Annotated in this window: 14 protein-coding genes; 5 read left to right on the forward strand and 9 right to left on the reverse strand. The window is 74.1% G+C overall.

What is annotated here, in order from left to right:
- Positions 1-154: 154 nt before the first annotated feature.
- Both ABT084_RS10805 and ABT084_RS10810 read left to right on the forward strand, forming a co-directional pair.
- Positions 155-649: a hypothetical protein gene (locus tag ABT084_RS10805; protein WP_351040743.1), complete on the forward strand. Its 495-nt coding sequence runs from the start codon at positions 155-157 to the stop codon at positions 647-649.
- A 464-nt stretch (positions 650-1,113) separates the two neighbouring features.
- Positions 1,114-1,488, forward strand: coding sequence for an RICIN domain-containing protein (locus tag ABT084_RS10810; RefSeq protein WP_351040745.1), 375 nt, complete (start codon positions 1,114-1,116; stop codon positions 1,486-1,488).
- On the opposite strand, the gene ABT084_RS10815 is transcribed toward ABT084_RS10810, so the two are convergent.
- The 4 genes from ABT084_RS10815 to ABT084_RS10830 all read right to left on the reverse strand — a co-directional run bounded on the left by ABT084_RS10815 (position 1,464) and on the right by ABT084_RS10830 (position 5,460).
- On the reverse strand, positions 1,464-2,258 hold the full coding sequence (locus ABT084_RS10815) for a class I SAM-dependent methyltransferase (RefSeq protein ID WP_351040748.1): 795 nt from the start codon (positions 2,256-2,258) through the stop codon (positions 1,464-1,466). The two genes, ABT084_RS10810 and ABT084_RS10815, sit on opposite strands and share 25 nt — an antisense overlap.
- Before the next feature lie 212 nt (positions 2,259-2,470).
- The gene (locus ABT084_RS10820) at positions 2,471-2,821 is read right to left on the reverse strand and encodes an ArsR/SmtB family transcription factor (RefSeq protein ID WP_351040751.1); all 351 of its coding nucleotides are present in this window, start codon (positions 2,819-2,821) and stop codon (positions 2,471-2,473) included.
- Between the two features lie 106 nt (positions 2,822-2,927).
- Positions 2,928-4,007: an NADH:flavin oxidoreductase/NADH oxidase gene (locus tag ABT084_RS10825; protein ID WP_351040754.1), complete on the reverse strand. Its 1,080-nt coding sequence runs from the start codon at positions 4,005-4,007 to the stop codon at positions 2,928-2,930.
- Positions 4,008-4,089: 82 nt separating this feature from the next.
- A complete protein-coding gene (locus tag ABT084_RS10830; protein ID WP_351040756.1) occupies positions 4,090-5,460 on the reverse strand; it encodes a wax ester/triacylglycerol synthase family O-acyltransferase in 1,371 nt (456 codons plus the stop codon).
- Positions 5,461-5,680: 220 nt separating this feature from the next.
- Here ABT084_RS10830 and ABT084_RS10835 point away from each other — a divergent pair, with 220 nt between their 5' ends.
- The 3 genes from ABT084_RS10835 (at position 5,681) to ABT084_RS10845 (ending at position 8,533) form a co-directional block, all read left to right on the forward strand.
- Positions 5,681-6,781 (forward strand): WD40/YVTN/BNR-like repeat-containing protein, encoded by a 1,101-nt coding sequence (locus tag ABT084_RS10835; RefSeq protein ID WP_351040759.1) that lies wholly within the window; start codon positions 5,681-5,683, stop codon positions 6,779-6,781.
- Positions 6,782-6,826: 45 nt separating this feature from the next.
- Positions 6,827-7,513, forward strand: a complete 687-nt coding sequence (locus tag ABT084_RS10840; RefSeq protein WP_351040762.1) for a uracil-DNA glycosylase — start codon at positions 6,827-6,829, stop codon at positions 7,511-7,513.
- Between the two features lie 96 nt (positions 7,514-7,609).
- Positions 7,610-8,533: a sirohydrochlorin chelatase gene (locus ABT084_RS10845; RefSeq protein WP_351040765.1), complete on the forward strand. Its 924-nt coding sequence runs from the start codon at positions 7,610-7,612 to the stop codon at positions 8,531-8,533.
- An 81-nt stretch (positions 8,534-8,614) separates the two neighbouring features.
- Here the strand turns inward: ABT084_RS10845 and ABT084_RS10850 are convergent, their stop codons facing one another.
- The 5 genes from ABT084_RS10850 to ABT084_RS10870 all read right to left on the reverse strand — a co-directional run bounded on the left by ABT084_RS10850 (position 8,615) and on the right by ABT084_RS10870 (position 14,155).
- Positions 8,615-9,637 carry a lactonase family protein gene (locus ABT084_RS10850; protein WP_351040889.1) on the reverse strand — a complete coding sequence of 341 codons (1,023 nt, stop codon included), beginning with the start codon at positions 9,635-9,637 and terminating at the stop codon, positions 8,615-8,617.
- Between the two features lie 170 nt (positions 9,638-9,807).
- On the reverse strand, positions 9,808-10,944 hold the full coding sequence (locus ABT084_RS10855) for a nitric oxide synthase oxygenase (RefSeq protein ID WP_351040767.1): 1,137 nt from the start codon (positions 10,942-10,944) through the stop codon (positions 9,808-9,810).
- Between the two features lie 196 nt (positions 10,945-11,140).
- Positions 11,141-11,299, reverse strand: a complete 159-nt coding sequence (locus tag ABT084_RS10860) for a WYL domain-containing protein (protein ID WP_502968892.1) — start codon at positions 11,297-11,299, stop codon at positions 11,141-11,143.
- 139 nt (positions 11,300-11,438) lie between these two features.
- On the reverse strand, positions 11,439-12,950 hold the full coding sequence (locus ABT084_RS10865) for an FUSC family protein (RefSeq protein WP_351040891.1): 1,512 nt from the start codon (positions 12,948-12,950) through the stop codon (positions 11,439-11,441).
- 284 nt (positions 12,951-13,234) lie between these two features.
- Positions 13,235-14,155 carry an NAD-dependent epimerase/dehydratase family protein gene (locus tag ABT084_RS10870; RefSeq protein ID WP_351040770.1) on the reverse strand — a complete coding sequence of 307 codons (921 nt, stop codon included), beginning with the start codon at positions 14,153-14,155 and terminating at the stop codon, positions 13,235-13,237.
- Positions 14,156-14,217 lie beyond the last annotated feature (62 nt).

Below are 14,217 nucleotides of genomic sequence, written 5' to 3' on the forward strand. Positions count from 1 at the left end.
ACCCACGGCGGGGGTGTGGCGGCGTCGGCTGACGCTCTCTCGCGCGTGACGGCCGTGGGGCTGACGGGGGCGCGGTCGGCTCCCCCATTCGGGGGAAGGGGGGCGGGCCCGCGGGGGGACGCGGTGGGGGTGGTGCGGTGGTGAGGATGGGGGCATGCCGAGAATCAACACGCTTCCTGGTGTGCCCCGTTGGGTCGCCCTCGCCGCCCATGCCGTGCCCCTGGTGACGCTGCCGTCGGGGCTGTGGCGGATCGCTCTGGTCGTCGGGCTGCCGGTGGCCGCGGAGCCGGTCACGGGCGCCGGCGAGACGCTGTACGTCCTTTCGCTGACCGTGGTGTCCGAGGCCCTCGCGCTGCTGACGCTCGGCCTGGTGCGGCCGTGGGGCGAGACCGTGCCGCGCTGGATCCCGCTGCTCGGCGGCCGCCGGGTACGGCCCCTCGCGGCGACGGTCCCGGCACTGCTGGGCGCGAGCGCGCTCTTCGGTCTGTACGGCTGGGTCGGATACGTCCAGGTCGCGAACCTGGCGTCCGGCGGGATCACGGCCACACAGGCCCAGCTGTGGCTCCTCCTCCTCTGCTACATCCCGCTGCTGGCCTGGGCTCCGCTGCTGACGGTGTCGGCGATCGCCTACCACCGACGCCGGGCATGACCCGGCGCCGCGCCCCCTCGGCCTTGTCCGAGGCACCCGCGGTGGCTGGAACCGGCCGCCACCTGACCCGGATCCGGCGCTCGCACGGCTGTCGCGGCCGCGACGGGCGGGACTACCGTGGCGGCACCGCGGGTGGAGAGGGCGAGGCGGGCCAAGGGGAACGTCATGCTGGACGAGGCAACGGTCGCGTTGGCGGCGTCGGTGGGTTCGGGTGTTCTGCAAGCCGCCGGAACGGACGTCTGGCAGGTGTTCCGGGACCGGCTGGCCCGGCTGCTCGGGCGGGGGAACCGGCAGCAGGAGGCCTCCCAGCAGGCACGTCTGGACCGGACGGCGGCCGAACTGGCGGCAGCCGGGCCGGACGCCGACCGGGGCGTGTTCCGCGGGCCGGCCGGGGTGCAGCGCGGCAGCGGGAACCTCCAGGTCAACTTCCACGAGCACCGCACGGGCATCCTCTCGGCCTGCGCGTGCCCGTCGGCGCGGGCGACCTCACCCCGGTGCAGGACACCTGCACCGGCGCCGCCGACCGGACGTGGACCCTGGCCCAGCGGGACGACGGCGCCACCCGTGCGCTGCGCAACGCGGACAGTGGCCGGTGCGTCGGCGTGACGGGTACGGAGAACTTCACCCCGGCACGCCTGTTCACCTGTACCCCCGCGCAGGAGGACGGGCCGCGCTGGGAACTGCTGTGGGGATCCGGGGCCCGGGCCGGGCACTTCGTTCTGCGCGGCGCCGGCAACGCCAAGTGCCTGGTGGTGCAGGGCATCGAGGCGACCCGGCCCGCGGTGCAGACCTCATGCGCCGAGGCGTACCCCGATCAGTGGTGGCACCTCACCCCCTGAGCCCGGCGCCCCCCGGCGCCGGGTGCCCCACCCGCCGGGGGCCTGCGGAACAGGCCGGCCCAGAGGAAACCTTCGCCGAAGCGGGGGGACTCGGGCGGTTCGTCGTTCATGCGGCGGAGTTCGACCTCCGTCAGGTCGGCGAAGAGGGCGCGGAGCGACTCCGCGGTGTAGGCGAGGCCGCCGTGGAGTCGGGATTCGCCGTAGAACTCGGCGTCCGGCAGTTCGGAGCCCATGCCCGCCTCACCCGCGGCGAAGCAGGTGAGCGAGAAGTGGCCACCGGGGGCCAAGGACCTTTCCAGGAGGGCGAGGTAGCTGATCCGGCGGTGCGGCGGCAGGTGGTGGAAGCAGCCCGAGTCGAGGATCAGATCGTAGGGGCCGCTCCAGGCGGCCGGGTCCGGGTCGAAGATGTCGCCGTGGTGGAAGCGGACGTCGAGACCCGCGTCCGCCGCGCGCTCACCGGCCCAGGCGAGGGCCGCCGGGGAGAGGTCGACCGCGTCGACCTCGAAGCCGAGCGAGGCGAGGTGCAGGGCGTTGCGGCCGGGGCCGCAGCCGAGTTCGAGCGCACGGCCGGGCGCGATCAGGCCGCGGTCGAGGGCCGAGGCGAGGTGCTCGTCCGGTTTCGCCACGAAGAACGGCACGGGCCTGCTCCGGTCCGCGTAGAACCCGTCCCACCAGTCGGCCGCCCCGGCCGTCCAGCGGTCGGATTCCGGCGCGAACAGGCCGTCCATGAGCTGGAGTACGTCGTCGATCGTGCGGATGTGCCGGTCCATCCGGCCCCCCTTTCCCCGAGGGGATCACGGTAGGCCGCGCGCAGGAAAAAGACCAGGTCAGACCCTGTCCGGCGAGGGCTCAGGCGCTCCTCTCGCGGGCTGCCGCCGAGGAGGTGGAGGCCCCCACCCGACCCCCGGACGCAAGATCGCCCGAGGGCCCGCCAGGGGGCGCCGTGGGGCCGCGAGCGGCGCCGCCCGGGTGGGTTTCCGGATCAGTCGGCCGCGCGTCCGGCCTCGGCCGAGGCGGCCGTCAGGATGCCGTCCAGGAGGCCGGGGAAGAGCGCGTCCAGGTCACCCCGGCGCAGGTCGTTCAGCTTGGTGGTGCCGCGGTAGGTCTGCCGCACGACCCCGCTCTCGCGCAGGACCCGGAAGTGGTGCGTGGTGGTCGACTTGGTCACCGGCAACTCGAAGTACGAGCAGGCCAGTTCGCCGCTGCCCTGCGCCAGCTCGCGCACGATGGACAGCCGCACCGGATCGGAGAGGGCGTGCAGCACGCTTTCCAGCCGGATCTCGGCGGGAGTGGGGTGGTCGAGGGAACGGGCGGTGGCGCTGGGCTCCGTCATGTGTGCTCCTCCACTCGCTGGACACCACAATGGTACGAGAACCATCGTAGTACATCGCGAGCGCGGAGGCCCCGCGGATGCCGTCCCTCGCGGCCGAACGGCGCGGTCACGACCGGTGGTACTGCCGCGGGCGGCGGATCTCCGCCCCCAGCTCACCGGCCGCGCGGCGGGCCCAGTACGGGTCGCGCAGGAGTTCCCTCCCGAGCAGCACCGCATCCGCCTCAGCATTGGCCACGATCTTCTCGGCCTGCGCCGGCTCGGTGATCAGCCCCACGGCAGCCGCCGGCAGTCCGGCCTCCGCCTTCACCCGCGCGGCGAACGGCACCTGGTAGCCCGGGCCGACGGGTATCCGCACGTGCGGGGCGAGCCCGCCGGTGGAGACGTCCAGGAGGTCGACCCCGTGCTCCCGCAGCACGGCGGCCAGACGGACCGTCTCATCGGCGGTCCAGCCACCCTCCTCGAGCCAGTCGGTGGCGGATATCCGGAAGAACAGAGGGAGTTCCTCGGGCCATTCGGCCCGCACCGCGTCCACGACGTCGACGGCGAAGCGGATCCGGTTCTCGAAGGAACCGCCGTAGGCGTCGGTGCGCCGGTTGCTGTGCGGGGAGAGGAACTCCCCGATCAGGTAGCCGTGGGCGCCATGGATCTCGACGACCTCGTAACCGGCGGCCAGCGCACGCCGGGTGGCGGCCGCGAACTGCTCCACGACCTCCTGGATCTCCTCCACCGTCAGCTCGTGCGGCACGGGGTGGCCGTCGGCGAAGGGCACCGGGCTCGGGGCGCTCGGCCGCCAGCCGTGCCCCTCGGGGCCGACCGGAGCGCCACCGCTCCACGGCGCGTCGGTCGAGGCCTTCCGTCCCGCGTGGGCGATCTGAATCCCGGGAACGGTGCCCTGCGCCTTGAGGAAGCCGGTGATCCGGCGCAGCGCCTCGACCTGGGTGTCGTTCCAGATGCCGAGGTCGTACGGGGAGATCCGGCCCTCCGGGGAGATGGCGGTGGCCTCCTGGAGGATCAGGCCCGTGCCACCCGTCGCGCGGGCCGCGTAGTGCGCGAAGTGCCAGTCCTGGGCCACACCCGCCTGCGGCCCCGCGGGCTCGGCGCTGTACTGGCACATCGGGGCCATCCACACGCGGTTGGGCGCGGTCACCGAGCGGAGGGTGTAGGGCTCGAACAGGGTGGCACTCATCTGGGATCTCCACGGGATGCGGCCGGCGGAGCCGGACACGACGAATAAGTACGAGATCCACCGTACTACGGAATCCCTCGTACTACGAGACCTCTCGTACAAGTTCTTCGAGTTCCGTCCGCAGCGCCCGCGCCAGCGCGTCCAGATCGGGCACGGCGGCCCCGTCGGCGACCAGCCCGAAGTGGACCACGCCCCGATAACTGGAGACCGCCACGGCCAGCGCGTGCCCCTGGGCCAGCGGAGCAAGGGGGTAGACCTCGCGGACCGTGCTGCCGCCGAGCGAGAAGCTGAAGCCGGGCAGCGGCACGCTGGTGACCAGGATGTCGAAGAGCAGCCGCGCCGCCTGGGCCAGCAGCGGGCCGCCGAGCCGATGCCCGAGCGGGTGCACGTGGTCGGCGAGCAGCGCGACGGCTCCGGCACCCCGGGCCGGGCCGGCCTCCTTGTTCCGGTCCATCCCCGCACGCACGGCGCCCAGGCGGCGCAGCGGCTCGCTCTCGGCGACCGGGAGCCGCAACAGGTAGCCCGAGAGCCGGTTCCCCGCACCGGAGCCGTCCGCGGAGCGGCGCCGGGAGACGGGTATCAGGGCGCGCGGCCCGGACGCCTCGCCCACCGGTTCCCCGCGCCCGGCCAGCCAGCGCCGCAGGGCGCCCGCGACCAGGGCGATCAGCACGTCGTTGACGGTGCCTCCGGCGACCTTGCGGATCCGGTTCACCTCGTCGAGGCCGAGCGCGACCCCGGCCAGCGCCCGGGTGCCCGCCGGGCCGCCGCTCTCGGCACTGAGCCCGTCGGGAACGCCGAGGGGCAGCCCCGACCGGGCCACGGCGGCGCCGATCTCCAGGGCCTGGCCCACGTCCTGGGCCCGCGCGGCCAGCGTCCCGGGCAGCCGCCGCAGCGCCGAGCGGGACGCGGGTCCGGGGCGGCCGGGGCTCCGCGTGGCGGCCCGGGCCGTGGGGCGCGCGGAGCCCCGTACCGGCAGCCCCTCGTCGAACAACCCGGCGGCCAGGGCGAGCACACCGAGCCCGTCGGACAGGGCGTGATGGAACTTGAACAGCACCGCGAAGGTCTCCGGGTCCGGGCCGGCCAGCACGTGCGCCTCCCACGGCGGCAGCCCGCGCTCCAGCGGCCGGGCCATCAGCGGACCGGCGGCGGCGTGCGGATCGGCGTTCCCGTCCGCGTCGGTGCTGCCGTGCCGTACGAGGAACACGTGCCGGGCCGGGTCGAAGTCCCGGGCGGGCGACCAGGCGGCCGCGCCCACCGGCAGCAGGACGTCGTGGATCCGGCGGCGCAGCCGGGGCACGTCGCCGCACCGCTCGGCGATCAGCGCGGCCGCCCGGGCGGCGGCGTCCGGACCGGCGGCGTCGAACACGCCGAGCGCGCCGAGGTGCATGGGGTGGGAAGCGGATTCGATCCGCCAGAAGGCGAGGTCGAGCGGGGGAAGGTGCTCGGTGGCCACAGATCGCCTCTCACAGGGCAGTAGAAGCCAGAAGTGAATCCTTTCCGGCCCCGTACGATCAAGTAACCAGCTGGCTTGATCCATCCCTCGATCACTATCGATCAGCAGGTCAGCGCGCCCTCGCGCCCCGAAGCGCCTGCCGGGTCACTGTCAGTGGTCGGGTGCAGACTGGCCGGAAAGGGATTTCCCCAAGGACAACGACGTCCGGGAGGTGTCGGCCATGTCCGACGTGCTACTGCTCGCAGGAACCCGCAAGGGACTCTTCATCGGCCACCGGGAGGCCGGGGGCCGATGGGTGTTCGACCCACCCCACTTCAACGCCCAGGCCGTCTACTCCGTGGCCATCGACCGGCGCGGCCCCGCGCCCCGGCTGCTGGTCGGCGCGGACAGCCTGCACTGGGGGCCGTCCGTCTTCCGCTCCGACGACCTCGGAGCGACCTGGCGCGAACCAGCCGCGCCCGCCGTCAAGTTCCCCCAGGACACCGGCGCTTCGCTGGAGCGGGTCTGGCAGCTGCACCCGGCCGGGCCCGAGGCCCCGGACGTGGTGTACGCCGGAACCGAGCCGGCGGCCCTGTTCCGCTCCACCGACCGGGGCGAGAGCTTCGAGCTGGTGCGCCCGTTGTGGGACCACCCCACCCGCTCGTCCTGGGTGCCCGGGGGCGGCGGGGAGGCCGTGCACACCGTGCTCACCGACCCGGCCCGTCCGGAGGCGGTGACCGTCGCGGTCTCCACGGCCGGGGTGTTCCGCACCGAGGACGGCGGCGAGAGCTGGACGCCGTCCAACGAGGGGGTCTCCGCGGTCTTCCTTCCCGACCCGCACCCCGAGTTCGGCCAGTGCGTCCACAAGGTCGCCCGGGACGCGGGCGACCGGAACCGCCTCTACCTCCAGAACCACTGGGGCGTCTACCGCAGTGACGACGCGGGCGCGCACTGGACGGACATCGGCGGCGGCCTGCCCTCCGACTTCGGGTTCGCGGTGGCCGCCCACCCCCACCACCCCGACACGGCCTACGTCTTCCCGATCAACGCCGACTCCGACCGGGTCCCCGCCGGGCACCGCTGCCGCGTCTTCCGCACCCGCGACGCCGGAGCCACCTGGGAGCCGCTCAGCGCCGGGCTGCCCGCCGGCGACCACTACGGCACGGTGCTGCGCGACGCGCTCTGCACGGACGACGCCGACCCCGCGGGCATCTACTTCGGCAACCGCAACGGCGAGTTGTACGCGAGCGCCGACGACGGGGACAGCTGGCGGCTGCTGGCCGAGCACCTGCCGGACGTGCTGTGCGTCAGGGCCGCCGTCATCGGCCGTCGGCCCGAATGAGCGGGCCGCCGGATCAGTCCGCCGGATCAACTAGAGTTGGGCGGCGTGGCAGTACGACCTTTGAACGAGATCGTCGAGCCGGGCTGGGCCCGCGCTCTGGAACCGGTGGCGCAGCAGATCGCCGCGATGGGCGACTTCCTGCGCGCCGAGATAGCGGCGGGCAGGACGTACCTGCCGAGCGGGGCGAATGTCCTGCGCGCCTTCCAGCAGCCCTTCGACGAGGTGAAGGTGCTGATCGTCGGGCAGGACCCCTACCCCACGCCGGGGCACGCGGTCGGGCTGTCCTTCTCCGTCGCCCCGGACGTGCGCCCGGTGCCCGGAAGCCTCGACAACATATTCCGGGAGCTGCACAGCGATCTCGGCGTGCCCCGGCCGGCGAACGGCGACCTCACCCCCTGGACCCGCCAGGGCGTGCTGCTGCTCAACCGGGCCCTGACCACGGCTCCGCGCAAGCCCGCCGCCCATCGGGGCAAGGGCTGGGAAGCGGTGACGGAGCAGGCGATCCGGGCACTGGTGGCGCGCGGCAAGCCGCTGGTATCGGTGCTCTGGGGTCGGGATGCCCGAAATCTGCGGCCCCTGCTCGGGGAGCTGCCGGCCCTGGAGGCCGCGCACCCCTCCCCCATGTCCGCCGACCGGGGGTTCTTCGGCTCCAGGCCTTTCAGCAGGGCAAATGACCTGCTGGTCCGCCAGGGATCACAGCCTGTGGACTGGCGCTTGCCGTCCGTCAGTTGATCGTATCTGACCTTCACCGGATAAATACGGACAGATGCCGCTCGAGTGGGCCCTGCCCGAACGGGGGGTCCGGGAAAGCCAGTAGCATGCGGCGCCATGAGCTCCCCCACTGGGCCCGCGAATGGCCTGCCCGTACGAATGCCGCGACCCCGCCAGACCGGACGGCACCGCCGGCCCGAGCCCGCGGTGGCGCCCGAGGGCGCGCCCGCGCTGGTACTCGCCGTGCCCGGTGCCCCATCGGCCGCCTCGCGCGGCTACGCGGAGGAGATCCTGAGCATCGGGCGCTCCGAGCTGCCCGGTCTGGACGCGCACATCGGTTTCCTCGAGGGCGATGACACCGAGGGCGCCGAGTTCCCCGGCCTCTCGGGCGTCCTGACCGCCATCGCGCACCACCGCGCCGCGCGAGCCGAGTTCGCGCGCTCGACCGGCCAGGACGTGCCCCCGCCCAGCGGGCCGGACGCCGTGGTGGTCCCGCTGCTGGTCGGCCCCGACAGCGATCTGCTGCGCCGGATCCGCCAGGCGATGATGGACTGCGCCGCCGCCGTCGAGCTGGCCGACGTGCTCGGTCCGCACCCGCTGCTGGCCGAGGCCGTGCACGTGCGGCTCTCGGAGGCCGGCCTGGCCCGCGCCGACCGCGCCCGCCTGTTCACGGTGACCACCGCCGCCGACGGCATCATCCTGGCCACCACCGGCGGCCCGGAGGCCGTCCAGGCCGCGGGGATCACCGGCATGCTGCTGGCCGCGCGCCTCGCGGTGCCCGTGATGGCCGCCGCCCTGGACCAGGAGGGCTCCGTGGCCGCCGTCGCCGAGGAGCTGCGCCAGTCCTCCGGCGCCGTCCAGCTGGCGCTGGCCCCGTACCTGATCGGTCCGGAGGCCGCCGACGGCCTGCTCGACACCGCCTGCAAGGAGGCCGGCTGCGCCACGGCCGACGCGCTCGGCGCCTACCCGGCGCTCGGCAAGCTCGCCGTCGCGCAGTACAGCCGCGCCGCGGGGATCACCCTGGACGCCCCGGTGCACTGACCGACCACGCACGCACGAGGGCCCGCGCCCGGATCATCGGATCCGGGCGCGGGCCCTCTGCTGTGGCTGGGCCGCCGCCGGTCAGCCGAAGACGACACAGGTGGCGGCGGGCACCGCGGCGGATCCGGCGCGCCGCGGCAGGCCGGTCAGCGGGTCCACGTCGAACCAGGTGACGTCCCCGGAGTGCTCGTTGGCGGCGTAGAGCCGCCGCCCGGCAGGGTCGAGGGCCAGGTCGCGCGGCCACCGGCCGCCGCACGGGACGCTGCCCGTGAGCTGCGGCTTCCCGCCGTCGCCGGAGAGGGCGAAGGAGGCGATCGTGTCGATGCCCCGGACGGCCGCCCAGAGGAACTGCCCGTCGGGCGAGACGACGACGGCCGAGGGAGAGGGCCGTGCGGGCCCTGAGACGCCCTCTGGGGCGACCGGAACCTCGCCGACCGGTTCCACTGCCCCGGCGGCCGCGTCCCACCGGCAGACGGTCAGCAGTGGCCGCAGCTCGTTCAGTACGTAGAGCAGCGAGCCGCCGGGGTGGAAGGCGAGGTGGCGGGGGCCGTTGCCCGGGGGCAGCGCCGTTTCGGAGTGCACCCGCAGCGCCCCGGTGTCCGGGTCGAGGGCGCACACGCGCACCGAGTCGGTGCCGAGGTCCACGCTGAGCACCCAGCGGCCGCCGGGATCGGGCAGCACCTGGTGGGCGTGCGGCTCCGCCTGCCGGTCGGCGTCGGGGCCGGAGCCGTGGTGGCGCAGCACCGACGCCGGTCCGGCGGGGCGGCCGTCGGCGGCGAGGGCGAGCGTACTCACGCTGCCCGAGGTGTAGTTCGCGGTGAGCAGGCGGCTCCCGGCGACGCTGAGGTGCGTGGGGCCGGAGGCGTCCACGGCGGCCGGGGAGCCCAGCGGCTCCAGACCCGCCGACTCCGAGGGCCGGAAGGCGCCGACGGCGCCGCGCTTCGTCTCGCTGACCGCGTAGAGCACGCCGCCGTCCGCGCCGAGGGCGAGGTAGGAGGGGTCGGTGAGGGCGTCGGTGGTGGCGAGCGGCGTCAGGGCGCCGGTCGCCGGATCGACGGCCGCGGTGGTGATCCCGAGGCCACCGGTGGACGTGAACGAGCCGATGTACGCACGCCGCCCGCGCCCCGCCCGCTCCGCGACCCCGTCAGCCCTGTCCGCCCCACCGGCCCCATGGTCCGGGCCTCCGCGCCCGGCCGCCCGCCCGCTGCCCCGGTCCGTACTTCCCACGGTCTTCCCCTCTCCGTCGGTTCGTCGGGCCGACGATAACAGGAGGTCTAGACCAGATTCCGGCCAAGGGCCCGATCCCGCGCTCCGGCGTGTTGGACGTACGCCGGGCTCTGGCGCCGGTCCTCGTAGGTGCGGTGGAAGACCGGGGTCGCCGAACCCGACATCGGGGGCACGATCCAGGACCACTCCGCCCCCACCTCGCGCCCCTTGCGCTCCTCCCGGTCGATGTGGGACAGGAAGCGCCGGGACTCCGTGTGGTGGTCGGCGATGGTGACCCCGGCCCGGTCGAAGGAGTCCAGCACCGCCCGGTTCAGCTCGACCATCGCCCGGTCCTTCCACAGCGAGCGGTCGCTCGAGGTGTCCAGGCGGAGCCTGCGGGCGACCTCGGGGAGGAGGTTGTAGCGGTCCTCGTCACCGAGGTTGCGGGAGCCGATCTCGGTGCCCATGTACCAGCCGTTGAAGGGGGCGGCCGGGTAGTGGATGCCGCCGATCTCCAGGCACATGTTGGAGATCGCCGGGACCGCGTGCCAGCGCAGTCCCCAGTCCGCCCAGTGGTCGCCCTCCGGGTGCGCGATCGGCACTTCCAGCACCGCGTCCTCGGGGAGTTCGAACCAGCGCGGCTTGTCGTCGCGGCCCTGGACGACCAGGGGCAGCAGGTCGAAAGCGGTGCCCCGGCCGCCGGTCCAGCCGAGTCGGCACAGGGCCCGGGTCAGGGACGCGTTGCGCGGGTCGCCGACGGGGATCGAATCCTCGTCGCCGTATCCGGCGTAACGGATCAGCTGCTCGCTCCAGATGAGCGGACCGGGGCGCCCCGGCGCGTCCGGGGCGAAGATGGTGATCGTCGGCCGCACCCGGCCGCCGTTGGTCGCGTCCCGCAGGTGCTCGAAGCACTCGGCGGCTATCTCGTCGGCGCCGTCGATCCCTCTTCTGTCGCGCACGCGCAGCGAGTTCCAGTACAGCCGTCCTATGCAGCGGTTACTGTTGCGCCAGGCGACGCGGGCGCCGTGCACGACCTCGTCGTGGGTGTGCCGGTACGTTCCGCTCTCCGCCAGCTCGGCTCGTACAGCCTCGAGCCGGGCGCCCGGATCCCCCGCCTCCGGATTCTCCTGGTGGTACAGCCGGATGAACTCCCGTGCCTCTTCCCATACCTGATGGGCCGTCGACGGCTGTTGCAGAATTTCCATTTCGTGCGGTTACCCCCTGTCCGGGCAGATCCACCCTGTACATGTCAGATGCATGTGCGATGGGCCCTCACTCTTTGTACGGGCCGCAGGTCAGCGGCGTACGACAGGTGACCCCGGAACACTCGTTCGAGTGAATTCCTCTCAAATGCCTGCGCCCGCCCGGGCTTCGGCATAGGGTCCGCCGCAAAACCACAGGTCAACCGCTGGTTTCCGGCCACGGGCCGTAGCGCCGGGCCAGCTCCGCGAGCTCCAGGATCTGGTCGACCCGGTAGGTGCGCGGCCCCGGACCCGCGACCAGGTACCAGCGCCCGGCCGTGAGTAGTAGGGCCGTACGGCTCCGGCCGCCGCTCCCCACCGGTCGGCGCCTTCCAGCGGCGGTAGCGGAACGGCTTCGACTTCCTCACCGGCACCTGGGACGTGACCAACCGGTGGCGGACGGACGGCCGCGTGATCCGGGCCCGCTTCCGCTGGGCTCACCCACTGGACGATGGCCTTCAGCCGGCGCTGACCAGCGGGGAGGGGCGGTCCGAGCGCAGCGGGTGGGCGAGTTCGGTCAGGGCCGTCTCCAGCCCGTGCAGGTGGGCGAGGGCGGGTTCGGCCTGGGGCGGGCGGGACGCGGCGGCGGAGGTCCGCTCCGGGGCGTGGCCGTGGCCGAGGCCGGTGATGGGCGCGGTGAGCGCTTCCACCGCGGCCTCCACCCGCCAGCAGGCGGCGGCGAGGCGGGCGTCGTGGGAGGCCGAGGGGTCGGCCGCGATGGCGGCGAGGCCGCGCACCTCGCGGGCGCAGTCGTCCAGCAGGTCGATGACCCGCCTGGCCCGGGCGCGCCGGTCCCGGAAGGGGCTGAGCGGGTGCACGAGGGGCGCGAGTGCCATCCGTACGCGCGCCAGCAGCAGCTCCAGCTCGGCGGCGTGCGGGGCCGGGTCGGCGGTGGGCGAACCCGCGAGGCGGGCGGCGGCGGCCGCGGTGGCGGCGTGCACGCAGCGCAGGGCGCGCTGGATCCAGGCGTCGTTGGTGGCGTGGGTGGTGACGGGCAGGACGAGGACCACGGCGAGCGCGGCGCACACCGCCCCGACCCCGGTCTCGACCAGGCGCAGGACCAGCAGGGCCGGGTTCAGGACGCCGAGCAGGCCGTAGAGCAGGCCGGCCATGACGGTGACGGCGAGCATCATCCAGCTGTACGACACGGCGGCGGTGTAGAAGATCCCGAAGACGCAGACGGCGACCAGGGCGGCCGTGGGCGCGGGGGCCCCGTGCAGCGGGATCGCGATCAGGAGTCCGACGGCGATGCCGATGACCGTACCGAGGACCCGGCGGAAGCCCCGGACCAGGGTCTCGCCCCGGGAGGTGGTGTTGACGAAGATCCACCAGGTGGTGCCGACGGCCCAGTACCAGCGGTCCTCGGAGAAGAACTGGCCCAGGGACAGGGCGACCGCGCAGGCGGCCGTGGCCTGGAGCGCCTGGCGGGTGGTGGGCCGGGCGAGGCCGCGGCCGGGCAGCCCCGGGGGCACGGCGGCGGGCGGGGTGCGCCGCTCGATGGGCCACAGCAGGAACCGCACGGTGCCCGCGGCGAGCAGCGCGAGCCCGACGGCGGCGTACAGCTCGGGCAGCTGGGCGGGGACGGCGTGCAGGAACTGGGTGGTGAAGAAGCTCATGAAGGCGAAGATGCCGAGGGCGTGCCCGCGCGGCCCCCACCGGCGGGCGTAGACCCCGCCGAGGACTACGGCGAGGAACGCGGCGTCACGGGCGAGCGCGATGCCGTGCAGGGAGGTGGCCAGGGCGAGTACCGGGAATCCGGCCACCGGCAGCAGGGCCGTGGTGATCCGCTGGGCCCGCACGTCGGCGTCGGTGACGGTGAACAGGGCCAGCAGTGCGGCCAGGCCCCCGGTGATGGAGGCGGTGAGCGACAGGCCGCACAGTTCGGCGACGGTGACCGCGAGGCCGATCCCGGCCACCGCGCGCAGTGAGTTGCGCAGTCTCAGACGCCCCGGATCCGGAGCCACGAACATCCTCTTCACGGCGGTGTGCCGCCCCCCTTGCGATGGTGCGCTCGCCGGTCCCGCGACGGCCCGGGGTGGTGGGCGTGGGCAGGCACGGCGAAGGCACCGTGCTCCGGAACGGCCTCGTCGCCGTCCGGCGCTGCACGGCGCCGTAAGTACATGGATACGGCACAGATAACCATCCGGAGGCCCACTGGCTCAACTCCTGGTCCCTCCACTGGGCCATTGGCCCAGCCCATGGGCCGGGGTCCCGGCCAGGGGCGGACCGACGGACCAGCTTCCCGGGCGGGCGCTCACGCGAGGTGCGCGAGGCTCTCCGCGGCCGCTCCCGGCAGCCAGTCCTCGACCCGGGAGAAGTCGAAGCCGAGGCGGGCGGCCCGCCCGTTGTCCATGGCGTAGGAGCGGTCGAAGGAGAACGGGGAGGCGGCCCCCTCGGCCACGGTGCGGTAGCGGGGGCGGACCCCGGCCTCGGCGCCGATCAGTTCGCTCAGCCCGGTGACGTCGAGCGCGCCGTGGGAGGCGGCGTTGACGGGGCCGGTGAAGGTCCCGGCCGCCGCCCAGCGCAGGAAGCGGGCGATCTCCCGGTGGTGCACGAAGGAGGTCGGCCGGGGGTCGGGGTGGACGTCGACGGGGCGGCCCGCGGCGATCCGCTCGGTGTAGTGGGCGAGCCGCCCGGTGAAGTCCTCGCCTCCGCCGCCGAGCACGTGGGCCGTCCGGACGGAGACGGTGTCGAACTCCGGGTCGCTCAGCAGCACCGCCTCGGCGCGGCGCTTGCCTTCGGCGTAGGCGGTGGCGGGGTCCGCGCCACCGTCGGTGTCCCGGGCGGCGGGCAGGGCGGCCAGGTCGAGGTGGCCCTCGGTGAGCGGGGCCGCCGCCGGTCCGGGGGGCGGGGTGGCGAAGGTGGCGGGGTCGTACACCTCCATCGTCGAGGTCATCACGTACCGGCCGGTGCGGCCCGCGAAGACCCGGCGGGCCAGCTCGGCCTGGCGCGGGGTGTAGCAGATCTGGTCCACGACCACGTCGAAGGTGCGCGTGCCCAGGGCCGCGCGGAGCTGCCGCTCGTCGTCGCGGTCGGCGACGAGGGTGGTGGTTCCGGGCAGCGGCTCGGTGGAGCCGCGGTTGATGACGGTGACGTGGTTCCCGGCGTCCCGCTCCAGCGTGACCAGGTGCTTGCCGAAGTACCGGCTTCCGCCGATGACGCATATGTTTCGCATGCCGTCGAATATGCCGCCGCCCGGTCCCCAGCGGAACCGGTCACCGACTGAACGCGTCGTAA

This window comes from Streptomyces sp. NPDC002138 (assembly GCF_040296485.1).
Taxonomy (GTDB): Bacteria; Actinomycetota; Actinomycetes; order Streptomycetales; family Streptomycetaceae; genus Streptomyces.

Coding starts and splice junctions, on each gene's coding strand:
- ABT084_RS10805 (WP_351040743.1), top strand. CDS start 155: ATGCCGAGAATCAACACGCTTCCTGGTGTGCCCCGTTGGGTCGCCCTC.
- ABT084_RS10815 (WP_351040748.1), bottom strand. CDS start 2,258: ATGGACCGGCACATCCGCACGATCGACGACGTACTCCAGCTCATGGAC.
- ABT084_RS10820 (WP_351040751.1), bottom strand. CDS start 2,821: ATGACGGAGCCCAGCGCCACCGCCCGTTCCCTCGACCACCCCACTCCC.
- ABT084_RS10825 (WP_351040754.1), bottom strand. CDS start 4,007: ATGAGTGCCACCCTGTTCGAGCCCTACACCCTCCGCTCGGTGACCGCG.
- ABT084_RS10835 (WP_351040759.1), top strand. CDS start 5,681: ATGTCCGACGTGCTACTGCTCGCAGGAACCCGCAAGGGACTCTTCATC.
- ABT084_RS10845 (WP_351040765.1), top strand. CDS start 7,610: ATGAGCTCCCCCACTGGGCCCGCGAATGGCCTGCCCGTACGAATGCCG.
- ABT084_RS10855 (WP_351040767.1), bottom strand. CDS start 10,944: ATGGAAATTCTGCAACAGCCGTCGACGGCCCATCAGGTATGGGAAGAG.
- ABT084_RS10865 (WP_351040891.1), bottom strand. CDS start 12,950: ATGTTCGTGGCTCCGGATCCGGGGCGTCTGAGACTGCGCAACTCACTG.
- ABT084_RS10870 (WP_351040770.1), bottom strand. CDS start 14,155: ATGCGAAACATATGCGTCATCGGCGGAAGCCGGTACTTCGGCAAGCAC.